This window comes from Erythrobacter sp. (genome assembly GCF_035194505.1).
GTDB lineage: Bacteria > Pseudomonadota > Alphaproteobacteria > Sphingomonadales > Sphingomonadaceae > Erythrobacter.
On record NZ_CP136573.1, the window covers coordinates 1,030,521 to 1,055,156 of the forward strand.

24 protein-coding genes are annotated in these 24,636 nt (G+C 65.8%); 14 read left to right on the forward strand and 10 right to left on the reverse strand.

What is annotated here, in order from left to right; genetic code table 11:
* Positions 1-654: a fructose-6-phosphate aldolase gene (gene fsa, locus RSE14_RS05155; protein ID WP_324076161.1), complete on the reverse strand. Its 654-nt coding sequence runs from the start codon at positions 652-654 to the stop codon at positions 1-3.
* A gap of 60 nt (positions 655-714) precedes the next feature.
* Here fsa and RSE14_RS05160 point away from each other — a divergent pair, with 60 nt between their 5' ends.
* Positions 715-1,371: a DUF2490 domain-containing protein gene (locus RSE14_RS05160; RefSeq protein WP_324076162.1), complete on the forward strand. Its 657-nt coding sequence runs from the start codon at positions 715-717 to the stop codon at positions 1,369-1,371.
* Here the strand turns inward: RSE14_RS05160 and RSE14_RS05165 are convergent.
* Positions 1,368-2,081: a DUF4197 domain-containing protein gene (locus tag RSE14_RS05165; RefSeq protein ID WP_324076163.1), complete on the reverse strand. Its 714-nt coding sequence runs from the start codon at positions 2,079-2,081 to the stop codon at positions 1,368-1,370. The two genes, RSE14_RS05160 and RSE14_RS05165, sit on opposite strands and share 4 nt — an antisense overlap.
* A gap of 40 nt (positions 2,082-2,121) precedes the next feature.
* On the opposite strand from RSE14_RS05165, the gene RSE14_RS05170 reads away from it, so the two are divergent.
* Genes RSE14_RS05170 through RSE14_RS05180 form a run of 3 tightly spaced genes read left to right on the forward strand, consistent with a single transcriptional unit; the run spans position 2,122 to position 6,538 of the window.
* Positions 2,122-4,290: a primosomal protein N' gene (locus tag RSE14_RS05170; protein ID WP_324076164.1), complete on the forward strand. Its 2,169-nt coding sequence runs from the start codon at positions 2,122-2,124 to the stop codon at positions 4,288-4,290.
* A gap of 36 nt (positions 4,291-4,326) precedes the next feature.
* Complete coding sequence (locus RSE14_RS05175) at positions 4,327-5,886, forward strand: cryptochrome/photolyase family protein (RefSeq protein ID WP_324076165.1); 1,560 nt, start codon at positions 4,327-4,329, stop codon at positions 5,884-5,886.
* 16 nt (positions 5,887-5,902) lie between these two features.
* Complete coding sequence (locus RSE14_RS05180) at positions 5,903-6,538, forward strand: glutathione S-transferase family protein (protein ID WP_324076166.1); 636 nt, start codon at positions 5,903-5,905, stop codon at positions 6,536-6,538.
* 165 nt (positions 6,539-6,703) lie between these two features.
* On the opposite strand, the gene RSE14_RS05185 is transcribed toward RSE14_RS05180, so the two are convergent.
* Entirely contained in the window at positions 6,704-7,738 is a 1,035-nt protein-coding gene (locus tag RSE14_RS05185) for a bifunctional transcriptional activator/DNA repair enzyme AdaA (RefSeq protein ID WP_324076167.1), read from the reverse strand.
* 92 nt (positions 7,739-7,830) lie between these two features.
* On the opposite strand from RSE14_RS05185, the gene RSE14_RS05190 reads away from it, so the two are divergent.
* The 8 genes from RSE14_RS05190 (at position 7,831) to RSE14_RS05225 (ending at position 16,999) form a co-directional block, all read left to right on the forward strand.
* Positions 7,831-9,405, forward strand: a complete 1,575-nt coding sequence (locus RSE14_RS05190) for a S1 family peptidase (protein ID WP_324076168.1) — start codon at positions 7,831-7,833, stop codon at positions 9,403-9,405.
* Between the two features lie 162 nt (positions 9,406-9,567).
* Complete coding sequence (locus RSE14_RS05195) at positions 9,568-10,122, forward strand: F0F1 ATP synthase subunit delta (protein WP_324076169.1); 555 nt, start codon at positions 9,568-9,570, stop codon at positions 10,120-10,122.
* 11 nt (positions 10,123-10,133) lie between these two features.
* Positions 10,134-11,663, forward strand: coding sequence for a F0F1 ATP synthase subunit alpha (atpA, locus tag RSE14_RS05200; protein ID WP_324076170.1), 1,530 nt, complete (start codon positions 10,134-10,136; stop codon positions 11,661-11,663).
* A gap of 12 nt (positions 11,664-11,675) precedes the next feature.
* Positions 11,676-12,545 (forward strand): F0F1 ATP synthase subunit gamma, encoded by an 870-nt coding sequence (locus RSE14_RS05205; RefSeq protein WP_324076171.1) that lies wholly within the window; start codon positions 11,676-11,678, stop codon positions 12,543-12,545.
* A 20-nt stretch (positions 12,546-12,565) separates the two neighbouring features.
* Entirely contained in the window at positions 12,566-14,056 is a 1,491-nt protein-coding gene (gene atpD, locus RSE14_RS05210; RefSeq protein WP_324076172.1) for a F0F1 ATP synthase subunit beta, read from the forward strand.
* 6 nt (positions 14,057-14,062) lie between these two features.
* Positions 14,063-14,320, forward strand: coding sequence for an ATP synthase F1 subunit epsilon (locus RSE14_RS05215; RefSeq protein WP_324076173.1), 258 nt, complete (start codon positions 14,063-14,065; stop codon positions 14,318-14,320).
* A gap of 165 nt (positions 14,321-14,485) precedes the next feature.
* The gene (locus tag RSE14_RS05220) at positions 14,486-16,594 is read left to right on the forward strand and encodes a prolyl oligopeptidase family serine peptidase (protein ID WP_324076174.1); all 2,109 of its coding nucleotides are present in this window, start codon (positions 14,486-14,488) and stop codon (positions 16,592-16,594) included.
* A 249-nt stretch (positions 16,595-16,843) separates the two neighbouring features.
* Positions 16,844-16,999, forward strand: coding sequence for a hypothetical protein (locus RSE14_RS05225; protein ID WP_324076175.1), 156 nt, complete (start codon positions 16,844-16,846; stop codon positions 16,997-16,999).
* 99 nt (positions 17,000-17,098) lie between these two features.
* Here RSE14_RS05225 and RSE14_RS05230 read toward each other — a convergent pair whose 3' ends face one another.
* Together RSE14_RS05230 and glmU are read right to left on the reverse strand one after the other, a co-directional pair.
* Positions 17,099-17,371 carry an HNH endonuclease gene (locus RSE14_RS05230; protein ID WP_324076176.1) on the reverse strand — a complete coding sequence of 91 codons (273 nt, stop codon included), beginning with the start codon at positions 17,369-17,371 and terminating at the stop codon, positions 17,099-17,101.
* Entirely contained in the window at positions 17,368-18,741 is a 1,374-nt protein-coding gene (glmU, locus tag RSE14_RS05235; RefSeq protein ID WP_324076177.1) for a bifunctional UDP-N-acetylglucosamine diphosphorylase/glucosamine-1-phosphate N-acetyltransferase GlmU, read from the reverse strand. The genes RSE14_RS05230 and glmU overlap by 4 nt, the downstream gene beginning before the upstream one ends.
* Before the next feature lie 76 nt (positions 18,742-18,817).
* On the opposite strand from glmU, the gene RSE14_RS05240 reads away from it, so the two are divergent.
* On the forward strand, positions 18,818-19,513 hold the full coding sequence (locus RSE14_RS05240) for an HAD-IA family hydrolase (protein ID WP_324076178.1): 696 nt from the start codon (positions 18,818-18,820) through the stop codon (positions 19,511-19,513).
* A 136-nt stretch (positions 19,514-19,649) separates the two neighbouring features.
* The gene (locus RSE14_RS05245) at positions 19,650-20,579 is read left to right on the forward strand and encodes an SDR family NAD(P)-dependent oxidoreductase (protein ID WP_324076179.1); all 930 of its coding nucleotides are present in this window, start codon (positions 19,650-19,652) and stop codon (positions 20,577-20,579) included.
* A 72-nt stretch (positions 20,580-20,651) separates the two neighbouring features.
* Here RSE14_RS05245 and RSE14_RS05250 read toward each other — a convergent pair whose 3' ends face one another.
* Genes RSE14_RS05250 through RSE14_RS05270 form a run of 5 tightly spaced genes read right to left on the reverse strand, consistent with a single transcriptional unit; the run spans position 20,652 to position 24,600 of the window.
* Entirely contained in the window at positions 20,652-21,422 is a 771-nt protein-coding gene (locus tag RSE14_RS05250; RefSeq protein WP_324076180.1) for a hypothetical protein, read from the reverse strand.
* A gap of 24 nt (positions 21,423-21,446) precedes the next feature.
* On the reverse strand, positions 21,447-21,815 hold the full coding sequence (locus tag RSE14_RS05255) for a DUF2794 domain-containing protein (RefSeq protein ID WP_416379363.1): 369 nt from the start codon (positions 21,813-21,815) through the stop codon (positions 21,447-21,449).
* Between the two features lie 15 nt (positions 21,816-21,830).
* Positions 21,831-22,562, reverse strand: a complete 732-nt coding sequence (gene epsC, locus RSE14_RS05260; protein ID WP_324076181.1) for a serine O-acetyltransferase EpsC — start codon at positions 22,560-22,562, stop codon at positions 21,831-21,833.
* 48 nt (positions 22,563-22,610) lie between these two features.
* Positions 22,611-23,270, reverse strand: coding sequence for a P-loop NTPase family protein (locus RSE14_RS05265; RefSeq protein ID WP_324076182.1), 660 nt, complete (start codon positions 23,268-23,270; stop codon positions 22,611-22,613).
* Positions 23,271-23,295: 25 nt separating this feature from the next.
* Positions 23,296-24,600 (reverse strand): heavy-metal-associated domain-containing protein, encoded by a 1,305-nt coding sequence (locus RSE14_RS05270; RefSeq protein WP_324076183.1) that lies wholly within the window; start codon positions 24,598-24,600, stop codon positions 23,296-23,298.
* Positions 24,601-24,636 lie beyond the last annotated feature (36 nt).

A 24,636-nucleotide genomic window follows, 5' to 3' on the forward strand; every position in this document is an offset into this window, starting at 1 on the left:
TTAAAGGATGCTCTGGCCCGTCTTCGCCCAGTCGGCCATGAAGCCTTCGATGCCCTTGTCGGTCAGCACGTGCTTGAAGAGAGCGTGAATCACAGCCGGCGGCGCGGTCATCACGTCGGCGCCGATCTTGGCCGCCTGCAAGACGTGAGTGGTGTGGCGCACGCTGGCGACCAGAATTTCGGTCTCGAAAGCATAATTGTCGTAGATCAGGCGGATGTCCTCGATCAGGTCCATCCCGTCAAAGCCGTTATCGTCATGCCGGCCGACGAAGGGCGAGATGAAAGTCGCCCCGGCCTTGGCCGCGAGCAGCGCCTGATTGGCCGAGAAGCACAGGGTGACATTGACCATCGTGCCTTCCGAGGACAGCGCCTTGCAGGTCTTGAGGCCATCGACGGTGAGCGGCACCTTGATGCAGACATTGTCGGCGATCTTGCGGAGGACTTCGGCCTCCTTCATCATCGTCGCGTGATCCAGCGCGACGACTTCGGCGCTGACCGGGCCATCGACGATGCCGCAGATCTCCGCGGTCACTTCCATGAAATCCCGCCCCGACTTGGCGATCAGCGAGGGATTGGTCGTCACCCCGTCGAGCAGGCCGGTGGCCGCAAGTTCGCGGATCGCCTCGATCTCAGCGGTGTCGACGAAGAATTTCATGGGTTCACTCCAGCATTTTTCAGGTAGCCAGCATCGGGATATGCGGCCTAGGGGGCGAGCATGACACGGATGCCGATGCGTTTCGCGCTGCTGCTTGCCGCCGGACTCGCGGCTTGGCAACCATCGAAAGCAATGGCTGCCGATGAAGACGTGCAATTGTGGCAAATCGTCAATGCCACGGGCGATATTGCCGATGGAACCCGCCTTACCGTCGATGCGAGCCAGCGCTGGCGCGAACAGGCGCGCGGCGACGAACAGCAATCCATTCGCTTCACCATCGAGCAGACCGTGGCGAAGGATGTGCGAATCGGCGGCGGCGCGGCAGTGTTCGACGCAGGCGGCAACACCGAAATCCGCCCGCACCAGCAGGTGATATTCGTCGCAGGGAAGTTCGAATTCCGTACCCGGCTGGAGCAACGCTTCTTCGACGGCGCAGACCGGGTCGAACTGCGCCTGCGCCAGCGCATCCAGTATAGCCAGCCGCTCGGCAAAGGCTGGCGCGCGAATGTGGGAGGCGAATGGCTCGGGCTACTGCAGGGCCGCAATGCCGGGCAAGGTGCCTCGACCGAGCAATGGCGCGCGCAGGCAGGAATCGTCTACCAGATCAGCGACAAGCTGGAGGTGGGCGCCAATTACTGGCTGCTGGCTTTCCCGCGCGGCGACCGGCCCGGACGCATCAGCCACGTGCCGCAGACTGTGCTGACCTATCGGTTCTAGACCCGGCTGCCGAGCCCGAACACCCCGATCAGCACCGGATCGCGGGTGGAGCGCGGATCGGCGCGGATCGCGGCTTCCTCGCGCCCGATCTCGCCCCAGATCGCATCATCGACTGCGCGCCCGATGCGCCCCGCAACCTCACCCACCCGCACGCCGGTGAGCGCGCCCAGCGCCTCGCCCAGCAGCGGATCATTGGCGAGCCGGATCGCCTCGCCCAGTTCCGGCACGATCCCGTCGATCAGCGCCGAGCCCAGCTCCAGCCGCAGGAAGTCGCTCGCGGCCGTCGGCCCGCCGCGCACCAGTTCCAGCGCATTGGCAAAGCCGATCACCTCGACCGCATCGGTCACCAGCGGCGCGGCGCGGAAGCTCGCATCAATGGCGAAAGTGGCGACGCGTTCCTCCAGCCGGTCCTTGAACAATTGCGAAGTCAGGATGCGCGACAGGGTGTTGCCGCGCGTTCCCAAAAAGCGGTCGAGGCCGATGGTCGCCACCTGTTCGTCCCAGAAGCCGCCGGGCGCGGTCAGGCGGGCAAAAGCGCTTTCGGACGCGGCCAGCAGCAGGCGGCGCACCACCTCTTCCATGGTGAAGGCAGGCCCGGTGCTGGCACAGGCGGGCAGCAGCAGCAGCGCACCCGCGCTCACGGCTCCGGCCAGCAGCGCGCGGCGGGTGGGGGCAGCTTCGACAATCCCGGTCATTTCACGTCTCTCCATGCTTGCCCGCACCCTATGCCGGTCTCCATATAACCCCACGATGAACCGTATCCGCCTGCTTGTCCTCAACGCCGCGCTCGGCCCACTGGATTACCGGCTGCCCGAAGGCGTCGCCGCGCCTGCGGGGAGCGTGGTGGTGGCGCCGCTGGGGCCGCGCAAGGTGACAGGCATCGTGTGGGACGAGGGCCGCCTGCCCGGCGAGGACATCGCCTTCGAGCGCCTGCGCCCGATTCTCGAGGTCCTGCCCGTGCCGCCCCTGCCCGAGGCGCTGCGCCGCCTGATAGAATGGACCGCGGATTATTACTGCGCACCGCTCGCCAGCGTCGCGCGCATGGCATTGTCGAGCGGCGGGGCATTGGGCGGGCCTGCGACAATGACCGAATATCGCCTCTCGGGCGCGGAGATGACCGGCCGCCTGACCGCCCAGCGCAAGGCCGCGCTGGAGGCGCTCGCGGGCGAGCAGGGCACGATGCGCGAGCTTGCGGCACAAGCCGGAGTCTCGGAAGGCGTGCTGCGCGGGATGGCGGGCGCAGGGCTGCTCGAACCGGTGACTGTCACCATCGACCGGCCCTACCCTCCTGCCGATCCCGATCATGCCCCGCCTGACCTCTCGCCCGAGCAAGCTGCGGTGGCGAGCCAGCTGGTCGCGGCGGTCAAGGCGCGCGCCTTTGCCCCCTTCCTGATCGACGGGGTGACCGGCTCCGGCAAGACCGAGACCTATTTCGAACCCGTCGCCGAGGCGCTGCGGATGGACCGTCAGGTGCTGGTCCTGCTGCCCGAAATCGCGCTGACCGAGAACTTCCTCGCCCGCTTCGCCGCGCGTTTCGGTGCCGCGCCGGTGCTGTGGCACTCCTCATTGAAATCGACCGAGCGCCGCCGCGCTTGGCGGGCGATTGCCGATGGAACCGCGCAGGTCGTGGTCGGCGCGCGATCGGCGCTGTTCCTGCCCTATGCAAACCTCGGCCTGATCGTGGTCGACGAGGCCCACGAGGTGAGCTTCAAGCAGGATGACGGGGTGCGCTACAACGCCCGCGATGTCTCGGTGATGCGCGCGCGCTTTGAAGGCGTGCCGGTGGTGCTCGCCAGCGCCACGCCCGCGCTCGAAAGCCTGCACATGGCCGCCCAAGGCATCTACACCAAGCTCGATCTGCCCAGCCGCTTCGGCGGGGCGAGCCTGCCGAGCGTGCGGCTGATCAACCTCACCGAAGAGAAACCGGGGAGCCAACGCTGGCTCGCCGGGCCGCTGGTCGAGGGCTTGCGCGCGCGGCTGGAACGCGGCGAGCAATCGCTGCTGTTTTTGAACCGCCGCGGCTATGCCCCGCTCACACTTTGCAGGAATTGCGGGCATCGCTTCAAATGCCCCTCTTGCAGTGCATGGCTGGTCGAACACCGCCTGTCATCGCGGCTCGCCTGCCACCATTGCGGCTTCGAGACGCGCGTGCCCGAGGCCTGCCCCGAATGCGGGGAGAGGGACTGCCTCGTCGCCTGCGGGCCGGGGGTTGAGCGCATTGCCGACGAGGTGCGCGACCTCTTCCCGCAGGCACGCATCGCCCTGGCGACGTCTGACACGCTCAACACGCCCGAGCGCGCCGCGCAGTTCATCGCCGAGGCGACAGGCAAGGCGATCGACATCATCATCGGCACGCAGCTCGTCACGAAAGGCTTCCACTTCCCCGATCTGACGCTGGTGGGCGTGGTCGATGCGGACCTTGGCCTCGAAGGCGGCGATCTGCGCGCGGCCGAGCGCACCTATGCCCAGGTCGCGCAGGTCGCGGGACGTGCGGGGCGCGGGGCCAAGCCGGGCGAGGTGCTGATCCAGACCCGCCACCCTGATGCGCCCGTGATCGCCGCGCTGGCCGACGGGGACCGCGACGCCTTCTACGCCGCCGAGACCGCCGCCCGCCGCGATGCCGGTGCGCCGCCTTTCGGGCGCTGGGCGGCGATCATCCTCTCCTCGGAAGACGAGAAGGAAGCGCGCGAGGCGGCGATCCGGCTGGGCGATGCGCGCCCGCGGCTGGCCGATGTGCAGATCCTCGGCCCGGCCCCTGCCCCGCTGGCGCTGCTGCGCGGACGCTATCGCTACCGCTTCCTCGTCAACGCCAAGCGCAGCGCCAATCTTCAGGCCGTGCTGCGCGACTGGATCAGCGCGGTCAGCTTCGCCCCCGGCGTGCGGGTGGGCGTGGATGTGGACCCCTATTCCTTCGTCTGACGCAACCAAACCCGAGGCCCACGCGTATCCCTGCGCATGACCCGCCCCATCCTCGTGCCGATCCTCGGCGACCAGCTGTCGCGCAATCTTTCGAGCCTTGAAGGGCTGAGTGCGTCCGAAGCGACAATTCTTATGATGGAGGTGTGGGACGAGGCGACTTACGTGAAGCACCACAAGCAGAAGATCGTGCTGATCTTCTCTGCCATGCGCCACTTTGCCGAAGAGCTTCGCGCGGAGGGGTTCGAGGTCGATTACGTTCGGCTCGACGACGCGCAAAACACCGGCAACTTCACCGGCGAAGTCGCCCGCGCCATCGAACGCCACGCCCCGTCCGAAGTGCGCGTCACGGAAAGCGGCGAGTGGCGGGTGCACAATGCGATGCTCGAATGGGAGGGCCGCTTCCCCTGCCCCGTCTCCATCCTGCCCGACACGCGCTTCATCGCCAGTCACGCGGATTTCCGCAGGTTTGCCGAGGGGCGCAAGCACCTCACCATGGAGTATTTCTACCGCGAGATGCGCCGCAAGACGGGGCTGCTGATGGACGGCGAAAAGCCCACGAGCGGCGTGTGGAACCTCGACAGCGAAAACCGCGAGCCGCCTCAGGAAGGCCTGCGCGCCCCGCCCACCCCCAAGTTCGCCCCCGATGCGATCACGCAAGAGGTCATCGCACTCGTCGGCGAACGCTTTGCCGACCACTTCGGCGATCTCGAACCCTTCGGCTGGCCCGTCACCCGGGCTGAGGCGCTGGAGGCCGCCGAGGCGTTCTTCGCCCGCCGCCTCACCCTGTTCGGCCCCTATCAGGACGCGATGGTGCATGGATCGGACGATCTCTACCATTCGATGCTCTCGACCAGCCTCAATATCGGGCTGCTGGACCCGCTCGAACTGTGCGGCCGCGCCGAGGACGAATACCGCAAGGGCCGCGCGCCGCTCAATTCCGTCGAGGGGTTCATCCGCCAGATCATCGGCTGGCGCGAATATGTGCGCGGGTTCTACTGGCACCAGATGCCCCAGCTGGCCGAGGCCAATGAAATGGCCGCCCACCGCCCGCTGCCCGAGTTCTTCTGGACCGGGAAAACCGACATGCGTTGCCTTGCCGATTGCATCCGCACCACGCGCGAGGATGCCCACGCGCACCACATCCAGCGGCTGATGGTGCTCGGCAATTTCTGCCTGATCGCGGGCATTGATCCGCAAGAGGTCGCCGACTGGTATCTCGCGGTCTATGCCGATGCTTTCGAATGGGTCGAGCTGCCCAACGTGGCGGGCATGGTGCTCTATGCCGATGGCGGCAGGCTCGCGACCAAGCCCTATGCCGCCTCGGGCAACTACATCAACAAAATGTCCAACTACTGCTCGGGCTGCCGCTACAAGGTCGCCCAGAAGACCGGCCCGAACGCCTGCCCCTTCAACCCGCTCTACTGGCACTTCATGGACGCGAACCGCGCCCGCCTCGAAAGCAATCACCGCATCGGGCGCATCTATGCCACCTGGGACCGGATGGGCGCGGCCAAGCAGCGCGAATATCTGGAAACGGCCGAAAAATTTCTCGACTCTCTCGAGCCTGCGCGTGAAGGATGGGCGCGAAGCAATTAGGGAGAGAGCCGATATCATGCTGACCATCCACCACCTGCGCCTGTCGCAGTCCGAGCGCATCGTCTGGCTCGCCGAGGAGCTGGGGATCGCATACGACCTCAAGCTCTACACCCGCCGCACCGACAACCGCCTGGCGCCCGACGAATACAAGGCGCTGCACCCGATGGGCATCGCCCCGGTCATCACCGATGGCGACCTCGTGCTGGGCGAAAGCGGCGCGATCATGGACTACATCGTGGCGAAATATGCGCCGGATACGGCGTTGGTGCCGGGCGCGGACCACCCCGATTTCGCCGATCACCTGTTCTTCTACCACTGGGCCAATGCGACCTTCATGACCAACGGCATGATGGCGCTGGTGGCGCAGTTCATGGGCGCCACCGAGATGCCGCCGTTTGTGGCGGACCGCTTCGCGAAAGGCTGGGCGATCGTCGAAAAGCGGCTGGGCGAGGCCGACTATTTCGGCGGCGCACAGCTCACCACCGCGGACATCATGATGGGCTTCCAGCTCACCACCAGCCGCACGATGAGCGGGATGGCGATTGACCACCTGCCGAACCTGCAAGCGTACCTGAAGCGCATCGGCGAGCGCGAAGCCTACCAGCGTGCGATGGCGAAGTGCGAGCCGGGGATGCCGCCCAAGCTGGATTGAGGGCAAACCTCGTCATTGCGAGGAGCCGAAGGCGACGAAGCAATCCATCGACGAGAGGTACCGCTGGCGGAGACCTCAGGCCATGGATTGCCACGCCTTCGGCTCGCAATGACGAAGGATAAGACGCCCCTCGTCACCCCGGACGTGTTCCGGGGTCCCGCTGCCTCACGCCCCCTCGCGCCTGAGCAACTCCGCCTTGATCTCCAGCCCATAGGCATAGCCGCCCAGCGACCCGTCGCTTGCGATCACCCTGTGGCAGGGGATCAGCACCGCGACATTGTTCGCCCCATTCGCCCCGCCGACCGCGCGGCTCGCCTTGGGGTTGCCCAGAGCCGCCGCCAGTTCGCCATAGCTCCGCGTCTCGCCGTGAGGGATGCGGCGCAGTTCTTCCCAGACGCGCTGCTGGAAGGCGGTGCCGTGGACGTCGAGCGGGATCGCGGCATTGCCCGGGCCGGGCTGTTCGACCGCCGCCACAACGTCCGTAAACAGCGCGCGAAAGTCCTCGCCCGCTGGCACCAGTTGCGCTCTTGGGAAGCGCGCTTGCAATTCCGCCTCGCCCTCACCGAAGGCAAGGCAGCACACGCCCTTGGTCGTAGCGGCGACCAGCATCGGCCCCAGCGAGGTCGCCAGCACCGCCCAATGTATCAGGCGGCCCGCGCCGCCCTTGCTCCAGTCGCTCGGGCTCATTCCCAGCCTGCCTTTCGTTTCCGCATAGAATTGTTTGACCCCGCCATAACCCGCAGATGACAGGGCTTTGGCTACCCCTTGCCCTTGCGCCAGAGCCTCACGCACGCGCTCCTCGCGGCAGGCTCTGGCAAAGGCTGCGGGGGATAATCCGACGCTGCGTTTGAACAATCGCTGGAAGTGTGTGGGGGCATATCCGGTGAGCTTGGACAGCGCCTCCAGCGTCATCGCGCCGTCCTCGCGGATCGCGGCGATAGCGGCGAGGACGCAGGCTTCCTCGGCGCTCTGCGCGTTTGGAGAGCAACGTTTACAAGCTCTTAATCCATCATCTTCAGCCTCATTCGAGGTCATGTAGAAGCGCACATTCTTGCGCAAGGGCGCCCGCGCCGGGCAGGAGGGGCGGCAATAGATGCCGGTCGAATGGACGCCGGTTAGGAAGGCCCCGTCGAAGCGGCGGTCCTTCGCCAGCACCGCCTGCCAGCGCTCCTCGTCAGAAATGTTCTCAAAATGTTTCACGTGAAACATTCTGGCATAAGGGATGGCCCCATGCACCCCCAACTCTTGCGCGCAATGTCGCGTTCAGGAAGAAGGCGGTTATGGGTCCGTTCATGACACGCCTGCTTCGCCTCTGGGCTGCGCTGCTGCTTGCCGCCCTTGCCGCCCCTGCGCTGGCCGATCCCGCCGATATCGATGCTGCCGCACGCGGGGTGGTGCGGGTGGTGCTGATTGGCGAGCGGGGCGGCGAATATGCGCCCGTCAGCCACGGCAGCGGCTTTGCGGTCTCGCCCACGATGATCGTCACCAACGCTCATGTGGTAAGCGAGGCCGCGCAGGACGATACGCTGCGCATCGGCGTGGTCCCGTCCGAGGGTGAGCGCGGCACCTTTGCCCGCATCATCGCGGTCTCGCCGCGCAATGATCTCGCCCTTCTCGAAATCACCAAGGGCAGCCTGCGCCTGCCGCCGCTGACGCTTGCAGGTGGCGGTGGCGCGGATCTGGGCGAGGTCTCGGCGGTGGGCTATCCGATGAATGTCGATCTTGCCCAAGGCCTTGCAATAACAGATATTTTTCGCGCACAACCGGCGGTGAAATCGCGCGGGTTCCTGTCCGGCAAGCGCCCCTCGCGCCAGTTCGACACCCTGCTCCACACTGCGCCGATTGCGCGCGGCAATTCGGGCGGGCCGCTGCTCGATCCTTGCGGACGGGTGCTGGGGGTCAACAGCTTCAGTGCGGATTCGGCGAGCGGGGATGCGGAGTTCTACTTCGCCGTCAGCCTTGCCGAATTGCTGCCTTTCCTGCGCGAGAACAAGGTGGAGCCGGTGGTGAACGCCCTGCCCTGCCGCTCGCTCGCAGACCTCAATGCCGAGGAGCGCCAGCGGCTCGAAGCCGAACAGGCCGCCGCCCGCGAACGGCTGGCCGAGCGCGCAGCAAAGGACACCCAAGCCCGCGAGGCCGCCATGCTCAAAGCGCAGATGGACGTTCTGGCCGAGCGCGAAAATGCCATGGCGCTGGCGCTGCTGGCGCTGATGGCGGCGGTCGGCTGCGGCTATGCGGCGGTGCTGTGGCGGCGCATCCCAGAAACCCGCCGCCGCGCTGCGATCACGGCGGGGATGGCCGCCCTGTTCTTTGCAGCGGCAGTGCTGCTGTGGGTCACCCGCCCCGGGCTGGCGGCCATCGAGGAGCGGGTCGCAGCGGCAATGAGCACGAGCGAAGCGGGCGGTAACGCGCCCGCAGCAGACAGCGAGGCGGCCGACGGCGCATTGATCTGCACCCTCGTGCCCGAGCGCAGCCGGGTCACAACCGCGCGCACCGACGATGTCGCTTTCGACTGGGCGGCGGACGGCTGCGTCAACACCCGCACCCAGTACGGGCAAGCCGCAGGCGGCGAATGGAGCCGCGTGCTGGTGCTGGAGGACGAGGCCGCGGTCGCGGTCAACCGCTATGATCCGGCGAGCCGCAGCTTCCGCTCAGACCGCTACCTTCTTTCCAAGGACGCGATGGACAAGGTGCTGGACGCGCGCGGCCAATATGCCCCGCCCGCCTGCGGCGTGAGCGAGGCAGCGCGCAAACTGGGCGAACAGCAGTCGGCCATCACCGCCCTGCTGCCCGAAACTCCGAACGAACGGCTGGTCTATGCCTGCGGGCCGAAGACCGGCGGCGGGCGCGAATTGAAGCAGCCCTAGCGCCGCATTTCTTCGCACCTGCACAATTCCCGCCCCTCTTGGCTTGCACGAGCGGGAATCAATTGCTAGGCGCGCGCCAGCTTTGGCGGGCACCCTTTGTGCGTGCCCTGTCCCCAAGGCCCAAGCATTACCCATTTTGGCTTCCGAGAGGATTGCAAGCGCGTGGATATTTCCGCCGGTATCAAGGCTAGCCTGGCTGGGCGTTACGCCTCTGCCCTGTTCGATCTCGCGAGCGAGAACGGCAAGGTGACGCCTGTCGAGAGCGATCTCGAAAAGCTCGCCAGCGCGCTCGCCGAATCGGGCGATCTGGCCGCGCTCACCACCAATCCGCAGCTCACCCGCGACGCGGCTGGCAAGGCGATTGCCGCCGTCGCCAAGGCGCTGAAGCTGAATGCGCTGACCGCCAATTTCCTCGGCGTGCTTGCGGCCAACCGCCGCCTCGCCAAGCTGCCGGCGATTATCTCTGCCTTCCGCGCGATTGCCGCGGCCCAGCGTGGCGAAGTGGCGGCCACCGTCACCAGCGCCCACCCGCTGTCGGCCGATCAGCTGGCTGCACTCAAGACCAAGCTGACCGCGCGCGAAGGCCGCACTGTAATGCTCTCCGCCTCGGTCGATCCCGACCTGCTCGGCGGCCTTGTCGTTACCATCGGATCGCAGCGCATTGATGCCTCGATCCGCACCCGTCTCAACTCGCTTGCCCAAGCCATGAAGGCCTAAAGGACAAACCAATGGAAATCCGCGCCGCAGAAATCTCGAAGGTCATCAAGGACCAGATCGCCAATTTCGGCACCGAGGCCGAAGTCAGCGAAACCGGCACCGTGCTGTCGGTGGGTGACGGGATCGCCCGCATCCACGGCCTCGATCAGGTTCAGGCCGGCGAGATGGTCGAATTCGCCAATGGCGTGCAGGGCATGGCCCTCAACCTCGAAGCCGATAATGTCGGCGTCGTGATCTTCGGCTCGGACGCCGAGATCAAGGAAGGCGATGTCGTCAAGCGCACCGGCACCATCGTGGACGTGCCGGTCGGCAAGGGCCTGCTCGGCCGCGTCGTCGACGCGCTCGGCAACCCGATCGACGGCAAGGGTCCGATCGTCGCCGACAAGCGCATGCGCGTCGAAGTGAAGGCCCCGGGCATCATCCCGCGCGAATCCGTGTCGGAGCCCGTGCAGACCGGCCTCAAGGCGATCGACGCGCTCGTGCCCGTCGGCCGCGGCCAGCGCGAACTGATCATCGGTGACCGCCAGACCGGCAAGACCGCTGTCGCGATCGACACCTTCATCAACCAGAAGGAAGCCAACCAGGGCGACGACGAGAAGAAGAAGCTCTACTGCGTCTATGTCGCCGTCGGCCAGAAGCGTTCGACCGTGGCGCAGATCGTCAAGCAGCTCGAAGAAAACGGCGCGATGGAATACTCCATCGTGGTCGCCGCGACCGCTTCGGAGCCCGCCCCGCTCCAGTACCTCGCGCCCTACACCGGCTGCGCCATGGGCGAGTTCTTCCGCGACAACGGCATGCACGCCGTGATCGTCTATGACGACCTTTCCAAGCAGGCCGTCGCCTACCGCCAGATGTCGCTGCTGCTGCGTCGTCCTCCGGGCCGCGAAGCCTATCCGGGCGACGTGTTCTATCTCCACAGCCGCCTGCTCGAGCGCGCTGCGAAGATGAACGAGGACAACGGCCACGGCTCGCTGACCGCGCTGCCGATCATCGAAACCCAGGCGGGTGACGTGTCGGCCTACATCCCGACCAACGTGATCTCGATCACCGACGGCCAGATCTTCCTCGAAACCGGCCTGTTCTATCAGGGTATCCGTCCGGCGATTAACGTCGGCCTTTCGGTGTCGCGTGTGGGCGGTGCCGCCCAGACCAAGGCGATGAAGAAGGTCTCGGGCTCGATGAAGCTCGATCTTGCGCAGTACCGCGAAATGGCGGCCTTCGCGCAGTTCGGCTCGGACCTCGATGCCGCGACCCAGAAGCTGCTGAACCGCGGTGCGCGCCTGACCGAGCTGCTGAAGCAGAAGCAGTTCTCGCCGATGCCCTTCGAAGAGCAGACCGTGTCGATCTACGCCGGCACCAATGGCTTCCTGGATAGCATCCCGGTGAACCGCGTGAACGAATACGAAGCGCAGATGCTCGACTACATGCGCCGCGAACACGGCGCTGTTCTGGCCGAGATCCGCACCTCGAAGAAGTTCGAAGGCGAAGTCGCGGACAAGACCAAGGCCGCGCTCGAAGCCTTCGGCAAGCAGTTCGCGTAAGGACACCCGGCAGTGCCCTCACTCAAGGAACTGAAAGGTCGGATCAACTCGGTCAAATCGACCCAGAAGATCACCAAGGCCAAGCAGATGGTCGCGGCGGCCAAGCTGCGCCGTGCCCAGGCTGCGGCCGAGGCCGGCCGGCCCTACGCCACGCGCCTGTCGGCCGTGATGGCAAGCCTCGCGGGCAAGGTCGCCGGTGACGGCGCGCCCCGCCTGCTGGCTGGCACCGGTTCGGACCAGCGCAACCTGCTCGTGGTGGTCAACACCGACAAGGGCCTGTGCGGCGGTCTCAACTCGAACCTCGTCAAGGCCGCCAAGGCCAAGGCGCGCGAGCTGCAGGCGGCTGGCAAGTCGGTCGAATTCTATCTCGTCGGCAAGAAGGGCCGCGCGCCGCTGAAGCGCGAATTCCCCTCGCTGGTCGGCGCGGGCTTCGACACCACCGTCGCCAAGACCCCGGGCTTTGCCGAGGCGGAAGCGATTGCGAACGAGCTGATCGCGCTGTTCGACGAAGGCAAGTTCGATGTCGCGCACCTGATCTTCCCGACCTTCAAGTCGGCGCTGGCACAGGATCCGACCGTCACCCAGCTGATCCCCGTCCCCGCCCCGACCTCGTCCGACGATGCTGGCGCGGTGGTGGATTACGAGCCGGGCGAAGAGGAAATCCTCGAAGAACTGCTGCCGCGCTATGTGCGCACCCAGCTGTTCGGCGCGCTGCTTGAACGTGAGGCCTCGGAACAGGGCGCCTCGATGACGGCGATGGACAACGCCACGCGCAACGCGGGCGAGCTGATCCAGAAGCTCACCATCCAGTACAACCGCAGCCGCCAGGCCGCGATCACCACCGAACTCATCGAAATTATTGCTGGCGCTGAAGCGCTCTAATCGAAGGCAAGGAACGAGACATGGCAACCGCAGCCAAGACCACCACCCGCAAGAAGGCGCCTGCTCCGGTGCTGAACCAGTCGACCAACGGCACCATTTCGCAGGTCATCGGCGCTGTCGTCGACGTGCAGTTCCCCGGGGACCTGCCCGCGATCCTCACCGCGCTCGAAACCAAGAACGGCGACAAGACGCTGGTGCTCGAAGTCGCCCAGCACCTTGGCGAAAACACCGTGCGCACCATCGCGATGGACGCGACCGAAGGCCTCACCCGCGGCAGCGAAGTGGTGAACACCGGCGCGCAGATCTCCGTGCCGGTTGGCCCCAAGGTGCTCGGCCGCATCATGAACGTCGTCGGCGAAGCGATTGACGAGCGTGGCCCGATCGGCGCTGAAACCACCGCCCCGATCCACGCCGAAGCTCCGGCCTTCATCGACCAGTCGACCGAAGCCGCGATCCTCGTCACCGGCATCAAGGTGATCGACCTCCTCGCCCCCTACGCTAAGGGCGGCAAGATCGGCCTGTTCGGCGGCGCGGGCGTCGGCAAGACCGTGCTCATCCAGGAGCTTATCAACAACATCGCCAAGGGCCACGGCGGCGTGTCCGTCTTCGCCGGCGTGGGTGAGCGTACCCGCGAGGGCAACGACCTCTACCACGAATTCCTCGACGCCGGCGTTATCGCCAAGGACGCCGATGGCAATGCGACCTCGGAAGGCTCCAAGGTGGCGCTCGTGTTCGGCCAGATGAACGAGCCCCCGGGCGCCCGTGCGCGCGTCGCCCTTTCGGGTCTGACCATGGCGGAATATTTCCGCGACGTCGAAGGCCAGGACGTGCTGTTCTTCGTCGACAACATCTTCCGCTTCACCCAGGCGGGTTCGGAAGTGTCGGCTCTGCTCGGCCGTATTCCTTCGGCGGTGGGCTACCAGCCGACCCTCGCGACCGACATGGGCAAGCTGCAGGAGCGCATCACCTCGACCACCAAGGGCTCGATCACCTCGGTGCAGGCGATCTACGTGCCGGCGGACGACTTGACCGACCCGGCGCCCGCCACCTCGTTTGCGCACCTTGACGCCACGACCACCCTGTCGCGCGCGATCTCGGAGCTCGGTATCTACCCGGCGGTGGACCCGCTGGACTCGACCAGCCGCGTGCTCGAACCGCGCGTCGTCGGTGCAGAGCACTACGAAACCGCCCGCCGTGTTCAGGAAACCCTGCAGAAGTACAAGAGCCTGCAGGACATCATCGCCATTCTCGGGATGGATGAACTGTCGGAAGAGGACAAGCTGATCGTCGCCCGCGCGCGCAAGCTGCAGAAGTTCCTCTCGCAGCCCTTCCACGTCGCGGAAGTCTTCACCGGCATCTCGGGCGTGTTCGTGCAGCTCGAAGACACCGTGAAGAGCTTCAAGGCAGTGGTCGACGGCGAATATGACCACCTGCCCGAGCAGGCCTTCTACATGGTCGGCGGGATCGACCAGGTGGTCGAGAAGGCCAAGAAGATGGCCGAAGAGGCGTAAGGCATCATGCCCCTCCACTTCGAACTCGTCACCCCGGCCAAGCTCGTCCGTTCCGAGGACGTCCACATGGTGGTCGTCCCCGGCACCGAGGGCGAATTCGGTGTGCTTGAAGGCCATGCGCCCTTCATGAGCACCATCCGCGACGGCGCGGTGCAGGTCTATGCCAGCGCGAATGCCGCGCCGGAGATCATCCAGGTGCGCGGCGGCTTTGCTGAAGTGAACGAAAAGGGCCTGACCGTCCTTGCCGAGCACGTCGAGGGATAAGCCCTCCGGCCAATCGACGAACGACCAACGAGGGCGGGCCAATGGCTCGCCCTTTTTGTTTGTATCCCCTTCCCTTTGCGCCCTTGCCTCGGCACAACATCCTCCAGCAATTCCCTGAGGAGAGGACGCTTGAAACTTGTCTCCACTTTCGCACTGGCTCTCGCAATGACAGTCGCCTCCACGACCGGCGCGGCCGCGCAAGAAACCCCCGTGGACGGCGTGCCCGGCCCGCAGCAGGATCCCTACATCTGGCTTGAGGAAGCCCGCTCGCCCGAAGCGCTCGACTGGGTCGCCAAGGAGAACGAGCGCACTCTCGCCGCCTTCGAGGCCGATCCGCGCTATGCGCAAGCGAAGGCCGAGGCGCTGGCAATCTTCGACAATAATGACCGCATCCCGATGGTCAGCTTCCGTCCCGACGGGCTCTACAATTTCTGGCAGGACAAGGCGAACCCCAAGGGCATCCTGCGCCGCACCAGCCTTGAAAGCTATCGCAGCGACAAGCCCGAATGGGAGATCGTGCTCGACATCGATGCGCTCGCCAAGGCCGATGGCAAGGAATGGGTCTATCAGGGATCGACCTGCCTGCCGCCGGCGCTCAACAAGTGCATGATCGCGCTCTCCGATGGCGGCGAGGATGCCACCATCATGCGGGAATTCGACATGGCGACGAAGCAGTTCGTCGCGGGCGGCTTCGTGCTTGATCAGAAGAGCCAGGGCGGCATCAGCTGGATCGACGCGGACACGCTGCTGGTGGGCCGCAAGTTCGGCGAAGGCACGGTCACCGAGAGCGAGTACCCCTTCACCACCCGCGTGTGGAAGCGCGGCACCGACATTGCAGCGGCCGAGGAAATCTTCCGCGGTGAGCCGAGCGATGTTTGGGCCGGCGCAAACCTGCTGCGCGACAACAAGGGCACGATCCATGCCCGCACCGCCTTCCGCGGCATCAGCTTCCACGAAAGCCTCTACTACGTCTGGAAGGACGGCGCGTGGCTGCAGCTCGACATGCCCAAGAAGGCCTCGCTCTACGGGATCGTCGATGGACACCTGCTCTATTCGATCGACGAGGACTGGAGCGTCGATGGCCAGGCCTTCGCGGCCGACAGCCTGATCGCGATGGATCTGGAGGAGTGGAAGGCCAATCCCAACGGCGCGAAAAAGACGCTCGTCTGGGCGCCGGGGCCGCGCCAGACCAAGCAGGGCGGTTCGATCACCGGCTCCTCGCTGTTCGTGACGCTGCTCGATAATGTCGTGGGCAAGGTGCTCCAGTTCAATTTCGAGAACGGCCAGTGGGCGAGCAAGCAGGTTGCCCTGCCCGATAATGCTACGCTGGGCATCGCCTCCTCTTCGGACGAAACCGACCAGATCATGTACATGGTCAGCGGCTTCCTCAATCCGACCACGCTCTACTATTCGGACGGCACCGCGCCGCCCACCAAGATCAAGACCTCGCCGAGCTTCTTCGATCCGGCGGGAATGGACGTCGAGCAGCACGAGGCGACCAGCAAGGACGGGACCAAGATCCCCTACTTCATCGTCAAGCCCAAGGGCATGAAGGCCGATGGCTCCACCGCAACGCTGCTGACCGGCTACGGCGGGTTCCAGGTGCCGCGCCTGCCCAGCTACCTTGGCAGCACAGGCAAGCTGTGGGTCGAGAAGGGCGGCGCCTATGTGCTCGCCAACATGCGCGGCGGCGGCGAATTCGGCCCCGGCTGGCACCAGACCGCGATCCGCGAGAACAAGCAGCGCACCTGGGACGATTTCATCGCCGTGGCCGAGGATCTGGTGCAGCGCGGCTTCACCAAGCCCCAGCACCTCGGCATCCAGGGCGGCTCGCAAGGCGGCCTGCTGGTCGGCACGGCCTTCACCCAGCGGCCCGATCTGTTCGGCGGGGCGATCGTTCAGATCCCCCTGTTCGACATGCTGCGCTATCACCTGATCGGGCGCGGGGCCTCGTGGATCGGCGAATATGGCGATCCGCGCATCCCCGAACAGCGCAAGTGGATCGAGGGCTATTCGCCCTACCAGAAGATCGTGGCCGGGGTGGATTACCCCTCGCCCTTCCTCTGGGCCTCGACCGCGGATGACCGCACCCACCCCGCTCACGCCCGCAAGGGTGCCGCGCGGCTGAAGGAGCTGGGCCAGCCCTATTACTACTTCGAGGACACCACCGGCGGCCATTCGGGCGGGGTCGATAATGACCAGCGCGCCAAGCTGCAGGCGCTCCAGTTCATTTACCTGATGCAGCGCCTGATGGACGCGCGCAGCGGCGAGTAAGCACGCCCTTCAAGGCCCGAAAACAAGGGCGGCTCCAGTAATGGAGTCGCCCTTTTTTTGCGCCCGCAAAAGCCTGCCGCGCGAGGGGTTTGTAAAGCGGCCCGACAGTTTTGCCTCGGCTCATCGCAAGCAAGGCACGAGAGGGGCGCTCAACGCCTGCTTAACCATCTTCGACAGGGTCTCGTTAAGCCTGCCCGTCAACATTGGCGCCATGGGGCGACAACGCAAGGATACGCAAGGAGCTGACCCATGGCCTACCCCCGAGATGTTTCCATCGCTGAGGCGATCAAGCGCTACGGCCTGCCGCGCAATCACCGCGTGCACTGGTCGAAGGCGCGCAAGGACGACGTGGTGCGGGCGGTGCGCGATCAGGCGATCAGCTTCCACGAAGCGCGCCAGCGCTAACTGCTGAGCCGCAGCGAGTTCGAACAATGGGAAGCCGACTACATCGCCAGCGGCGGGGACGCTGCCCGGATGCAGGACGCCTGAGCGGAACGCGGATTGCTAGCGCGTCGGTGCGTCGAAATCGGAGGGCTTGTTGGCGATCCAGGCGACAAATTTGGCGATCGCCGGATTGTCGCGGATCTTCTCCGCATCCTCGCCGATCCGCGCCAGCTCGTTGTTGGTGAAGTTCGCGTGGATGGTCTTGTGGCAGATCGGGTGGACCGGCACCTTCACCTTGCCCTTCTTGGCCTTCGGGACTGGATGATGCCACTGCTCGATATCGCCCAAGGGGCGGTCGCAGAGCCAACAGCTGAGATTGCTACCCTCGCTCACCCCTTCTTCTCCGCCGCCTTTTTCTTCTTCATGGTATCGTGGAAGCGATCCGCCCATCCGTCCTTCACCAGCTGCTCGGCGCGCACCATCCTGAGCTCGCCTGCGGCCACATCGCGGCTGACAGTGGAGCCTGCCGCAACAATCGCGTCCGCCCCGATGGTGACGGGAGCGACCAGCGCGGAGTTCGATCCGATGAAGGCGCCGGGGCCGATCACGGTCTTGTACTTGAAGTAGCCGTCATAATTGCAGGTGATGGTGCCCGCGCCGATATTCGCGCCCGCGCCGATGGTGGCATCGCCCAGATAGGTGAGGTGGCTCGCCTTGGCTCCGGCGTGCATCACCGCGTTCTTCACCTCGACGAAATTGCCGATGAAGCTGCCTTCCTCCAGCACCGTGCCGGGCCTTAGCCTCGCGAAAGGCCCGACCTTGACCCCGCTGGCGAGCGAAGCGCCCTCGATGTGGCTGTTGGCGCGGATCAGCACATTGTCCGCAACGCGCACGCCGGGGCCGAAGAAGACGTTGGGCTCGATCGTGACATCGCGGCCCAACACCGTGTCATGGGCGAAGAACACCGTCTCGGGCGCGATCAGGGTTGCGCCCTCGTCCATCGCCCGAAGGCGGCGGGCGGCCTGCCAGCGGGCTTCTGCGGCTGCGAGTTCGGCGCGGCTGTTGATGCCCGCCACCTCGTCGGCGCTCTGTGCCACGATCACCGCACAGGCGCGCCCGTCGGCAATCGCGATGTTGACGATATCAGGGAGGTAGTATTCGCTCTGGGCATTGTCGTTGCCGACCCGTTCGAGCAGCGCGAACAGATCGGCAGCGCGGGCCGCGACCAGCCCCGAATTGCACAGGTGGCAGGCGCGCTCGCCTTCGTCGGCATCCTTGTATTCGACCATCTTGAGGATACGGCCATCGTCGTCCGCGATCACCCGGCCATAATGCAGCGGATCCTCCGGCTCGAAGCCGAGCACCACCGTCGCCGGGCTGTCCGCGCCGTGGAGACGATCAAACATCGCCTGCACGGTTTCGGCGCGCACCATCGGGCAATCGCCGAAGCACACCAGCACATCGCCGTCGAAATCAGCGAGCGCCGCCTTCGCCATCAGCGCGGCATGGGCCGTGCCAAGCTGCGGCTCCTGCAAGGCGATGGTAACGCCCCGCCCCTGCAACGCCGCTTCAAGCTGTTCGCGCCGGTCGCCCGCCACCACCACCGTGCGCGCCAGCGACAGGGTCGCGAAGCTATCGAGCAGATGCGCAATCATGGGCTTGCCCGCAATCGGGTGCAGCACCTTGTGCTTGTCGCTCTTCATGCGGGTGCCCTTGCCCGCGGCAAGAATAATGGCGGCGAACGGCGTGGTCGTATCAGTCATGCGAGTCCCTGTAGGCAAACCCGCGCCTGCCAGCAAATGCTTGCGGTTTGATGATCCATCCGCCACCGCGAGGCGCATGACGGATATCCCCTTTGACGCGATCGGTTTCGATCTCGACGGCACACTGCTCGATACCTTCCGCGATCTGGGCGCGGCGGTGAACCACGCTCTGGTGCTTGGCGGTTTTGCCGAGGTGTCGGTGGAAAGCTCGAAGGACCTGATCGGCGGAGGAGCCAAGATCATGCTGGCCCGCGCAGTCGAGGCACAGGGGGGCTTGCCCGAAGACGAGTTCAAGCGGCTCTACAAGGCGATGCTCGGCTATTACGAGGAGCACAACGCCGTCCACACCGTGCCCTACCCCGGCGTGCGCGAGGCCCTGGCCGAACTGGCCGCGCGCCAGATCCGCATGGTGGTGGTGACCAACAAGTTCGAGGCCTTCGCCCGCAACGTGCTCACCCAGCTCGATCTGATCGATGCCTTCGAAACCGTGATCGGCGGCGATTCCATGGGCAAGGGCGAGGACGGACAATTCCTCGCCAAGCCCCACCCTGCCCCCGTCCTCAAGGCACGCGAAGTGACCGGAGGCGGCCGCTTCGCCTTCATCGGCGATTCGACCTACGATGTGCGCGCGGCCAAGGCAGCCGGGGTTCCGGTGATCGCGGCAGCCTATGGCTATTGCGACCGCCCCCCGCACGAGCTTGGCGCGGACGGCGTGATCGATTCGTTTGACGCGCTGATTCCCTCGCTTGGCCGGCTTTCTTCCGCTCTCTGACCCTACGGCAAGCAGCCCTGTCAGTTCGGCAGTTGCAAGGCGCTCATGAAAGTGCCACGCAGCGCCCCGCAAATCGGTTTACGCGGGCGTAAAGCGCACAGCGCTCCGCCCTCCCGCAAGACAGGAGAGAACGAACATGAGCATCAGCTTCAAGGACAAGGTCGCCATCGTCACCGGCGCCGGCGGCGGCCTCGGCAAGGCCTATGCGCTTGAACTCGCGCGGCGCGGCGCGAAGGTCGTGGTGAACGACCTCGGCGGCTCGCGTGATGGTACCGGCACCTCGGATGCCGCCGCTCAGGTGGTTGCCGAGATCGAGGCGATGGGCGGCGAGGCGATCGCCAACGGCGCGTCGGTCACCGAATATGAGCAGATGGAAAAGATGGTCGCCGACGCCAAGCAGAAGTGGGGCGGCGTCCATGTGTTGATCAACAATGCCGGCGTGCTGCGCGACAAGACCTTCGCCAAGATGGAGCCGGCCGACTTCGAATTCGTCGTCAAGGTGCACCTCACCGGTTCGGCCTTCGCTACCAAGGCGTGCTGGGAACTGATGCGCGAGCAGGGCTATGGCCGCATCCTGATGACCGCCTCCTCGACCGGTCTGTTCGGCAATTTCGGCCAGGCCAACTACGGCGCGGCCAAGCTGGGTCTCGCAGGCCTCACCAAGACGCTGGCACTGGAAGGCGCGAAGTACAACGTGCGCTGCAACACCCTGTCGCCGGTCGCGGGCACCCGCATGACCGAAGACCTCTTCCCTGAAGAAGCCTTCAAGCTGTTCGCGCCCGAGAACGTCGTGCCTGCCGCGCTGTTCCTCGTCAGCGAAGACGCACCGACCAACGCCATCGTCGGCGCAGGCGCTGGCGGCTTCCACTCTTCGTGGACTGTCATGAACGATGCCGTGTGGCTCAAGGATGAAGACCGCACCGTCGAAGGCTTCGCTGCTCGCTGGGAAGAGATCAATTCCTTCACCAATCTCGTCGCCCCGCAGTCGGGCAGCGAGCAGTCGGGCAACATCCTGCGCGCCATGCAGAAGGTGACCGGCACCGGCCCGAGCTCGGCGCGCGGCTAAACCCGCCAGCGGCAACGCGAACCATCAAGGCCCGTCCCCGCGAGGGGGCGGGCCTTTTGCTTTGCATCCCGTTCAGCGCGGCAGCGGCCAGCCTGTCAGCATCTGGGCCACGCGCTTGTCGGCGGATGCGGGTTTGCGCAGATCACCGCCAAAAGCGCCGTCATTATAGAACCACACGATCCTGCCGTTGCTGAGGTCGATCAGCATCGCAAAGCCGTGATGCGGCGGCAGGGCCATGGTGTTGACCCCCTCGCTCAGCACATTGCCCATCCCTCCGAGCAGGCGCGCGAGCTTGGCGCCGTCGGTGGTGTAGGCATCGTGCATGTTGATGAGCAGGGCGAACTGCGCCTCGGGATCGCTTGCGCGCAACTCCTCAACCGCGCCGGTCGGCAGGGCATATTCGTAGTAGCCCTTGGGAATGGCCTTCAGCCGCTTCTGCCAATCCTCGCCCGGCTTCACCGGCATGGTGCCCTGCGGCACCTTGAAGATCAGATCGCCGTTGATGAAACGCGCTGGCTGCCACACGGCGTCCGACAGGGGCTTGGAGTCAGGCGCGTTCCAGTCGGCAAAGCGCCACTGGACTGCCTTGGCCGAGGGGTTGCGCTTCAGTGCGGCCTGCAGATTGATATGGGTCTCGGCGAGCCACTCCGGGTCTCCGATCTGGCGGTTCTGCGAATCGAGCACGCCAACGAAGATCATCGGCCGCACCACAACCACGCGCGGGGGCTGCTGTGCATCGATGGCAAAGCCTTGCGCGGTGTATTTGGCCCCCGCCAGCGCAGGCATCACGGGAACAGCAGCCGCCAGCGCGGCGAGCAGCCCCAGACGAACCCAAGATTTCACGCATTTCCCCCTTTTCGAGCGAGCCTAGTCGTCGACCGCCTTCAGCAGCCGCCGCTCCATCGGCGCGAGGACATTGGCCAGGTCATGGCCGCGTTTGAGCACCTGGCCATGCTCCCCGAACAACGTCCACATGCCCTGCTTGCCGCGCAAGGCCGGGCGTTTCTCCACCCGCGCCTGCGGGCGTTCGGCGGCGCGGCGGAAAGCAGCGAAGGTGGCGGCGTTGCGATCGAAATCCATCGCATAGTCGCGCCACTGCCCGGCAGCGACCATCCGTCCGTAAAGATCAAGGATGCGCATCAGTTCAGCGCGTTCGAACCCGACCTGCTGCGCCCCGCGGCCGGGAAAGGCCACCGCTTGTCCGGCAAGACCCGGCAACTGCCCAGAACTGCTCAATCCCTCACCTCAAGCCTAGTCCTTCGTCCCGCTCTTGCGCACGCGCACCGGCGCAGGCGCGGCTTCGCGCTCGGCGAGCAGCGCCTTCATCACTGCCATTTCCTCGCGCAGAGCGGCAATTTCGCCCTCGAGCTTTTCCACGCAGTCCCGGCTTGACCGACCCTGTTCATCGCAAGGCGGATCATCGCAGGGCGTGCCATAGGGAATGAATTCGCGGAGCCATTCCTCGGCCGGAACCAGTGTCGAGCGGGCCTTCAATCCGATCATCGTCGCGCCTGCGGGCACATCCTCGGTGACCACTGCATTGGCGCCCACGCGCGCGCGCTCACCCACCACAATCGGCCCGATGATCTGCGCGCCCGAGCCGATGATGACATTGTCACGAATGGTCGGGTGGCGCTTGCCGCCCTTGCCATTGGCAGGATTGGTACCGCCCAGCGTGACGCATTGGTAGATCGTGACATTGTCGCCGATCTCCGCCGTCTCGCCGATCACGGTAAAGCCATGGTCGATGAAGAAGTTCTTCCCGATGGTCGCCCCCGGGTGAATGTCGATCGCGGTCAGCAGACGCGAGAAATGGTTCACGAAGCGCGCTGCAAAGAACAGCTGCGCCTCGAAGAGCCAGTGCGCGATGCGGTGGAAACCGAGCGCCAATACTCCGGGATAGAGCAGGATCTCCCAGCGCGATCGCGGCGCGGGATCGCGCGCGCGAACCGAGTCCAGATAGCTGATCAGATCCTCGAACATGGCCTCTCACATTCCCATCATTCGCCGCACGATGCAACTCGCGCGCGCCTAGAACAGGCGTTGCTGCTCCGGCCCGTGCAGGGCTTCAAGCGCCGCGCGCCACACCGACATGGTGGCAGGCGTCTGGCGTTCAAGGGAAATGCGGTCGATTGTCGCTACCAGCGCCTCGATTGCGGCAAAGCTGCGGATGGTGCGCGGCACGCAATATTCCGCAGCCCCATCGGGCAGGCTAAGGCCGCGCTGCTCGGCCAGCGCATGGATCAGATCGGCGGCAAAGGCATCATCGGGCGCGCCGATTTCCAGCTGGAGCGAGCCGCCGATGCGCGAGGCGAGATCGGGCAACCCGATACGCCAGCCGCCGTGTTCTTCATCGGTGTTGACGATGATCAGCAAGGCCCCGCTTTCGCGCACTCCGCCCTGCTGCACCGCATTCCAGCGATGGAACAGCGCGGTCTCGTCAAGGCTCTCGGCATCGTCGATCACCTCGAGCCGCTCCGCCCCCGCGAGACCCTGCGCCCAGCGCGCAATCAGGCTCTTGCCCGAGCGCGGCGGGCCGGTCAGCACGGCGACATGGAACGGCCAGCGTGCCGGTTCCTGCAAGGCCTCGATGACATGGGCATTGGCCGCGCCGACAACGATCCGGCGCGCTTCGGCGGATGCACCGGCGCTCAGCGGCAGCGCGATCTGGGAGGGGGAACGGCGGCTCATGCGCGCAGCATCTCGCGCCCCGTCATCAACGGCTGATGGCGAGCGCGTTTGCCCCCCGCCGCACGGAAAATCCGCGCGCTTCGAGCGCGGCGGCAAGCTCGTCCAGCGATCCGGCAAAGCTCACGCTCATCACCGATGTGCCGCCGATCGCGGTGCTGGTAACGCCGACTCCGCGCACGCCGCCGGCGGAGCGCACCGCGCCGATGGCATTGTCGAAAGCGCCCGCATCAGGCGTGGCGAACTGCACGACGATGGTGCGAACCATCACCTCGCCCGGTTCGATCCCGGTGATCGGCTGAGCCTCGATCCGCGGCACGCCGGCCGCAGCAGCAGCGGCCTCGGCGGCAGAACGTTCGCGCGCGGCTCGGCCGATCTCGATCAGGCGGGCAATCGCCGGATCGATCACCCCGCCGGAGCCAAGCCGCAGGCTCGGGTCGGGGCGCAGCTTGCCTGAGGCAAGCGCTGCGGTGAAAATCGCGTCCATCCGCTCCACCGCCTGAGCGAGCATAGCGGGCAGTGCGTCGGGATTGTCCGCCTTCAGGGTGAAGCTTTCGAGCGGGCGGCTGTCAGGGCCGTAGCGCGCGGTGAAGGTGCCGCTCACCGGCCCGCCTGGGAACTGATGATCGAGCCGTGCGAAAGCCATCAGCGCGTCCGAGGCGCCATACTGGTCCAATGTGCTGCGCCACCATACGCGGCTATGCCGCCCGGTCTGGCCGAAATTGATCAAGAGCGAATCGCCTCCGGCCCCGCTCGGCCGGACATAGTTGATGCGGCTGGCTCCGGGATTGAACTCGGCCCAGGCGCGCTGCCACGCATTGCGCTGTTCGTAAGTGGTGTAGGCCCCGCCGCTCACCTCGACCGGGATCAGCAGCATCGGCGCCGAGCGCGAAGCCTGCGGGCCGCCGCCGAGATAGGAGCTTGCGCGCTGGCGATCGAACACCACGCCCAAGGTCGCGATATAGCGCCGGGGCCCGAGCCGTTCGCGCTCGATCACGATGGCCGAGACCAGCGCATCCAGCTGGCCTTCGGAAAGCTGCGGTCCGCCGACTTTGGCCCAGGCGAGCTTCTGTGCGTCGCGCCAGCCCTTGGCCCGCGCCTCCTCGGCGCTGCCGGCCGTCACATCGACGCTGACGCCCTTCACCTCTATGTCGGAGGTTGCTGCCGTCGGCGCGATGCCGCGTTCCCCTGCCACCTGCGCCAGCAGGACATAGCCGCCGCCCAGCAGCGCAATCGCCAGCGCCGCGGAGGCGACCGGGCGCAGCCAGCGGCGCGCAGCAGCGGGTGCTGCGGGGGCGGCATCAGGGCCGGACAGGGCGGAAGCGGCACGCATTGGGGAAACGCCAAACCCTTTGCCCAATGGCGGGTG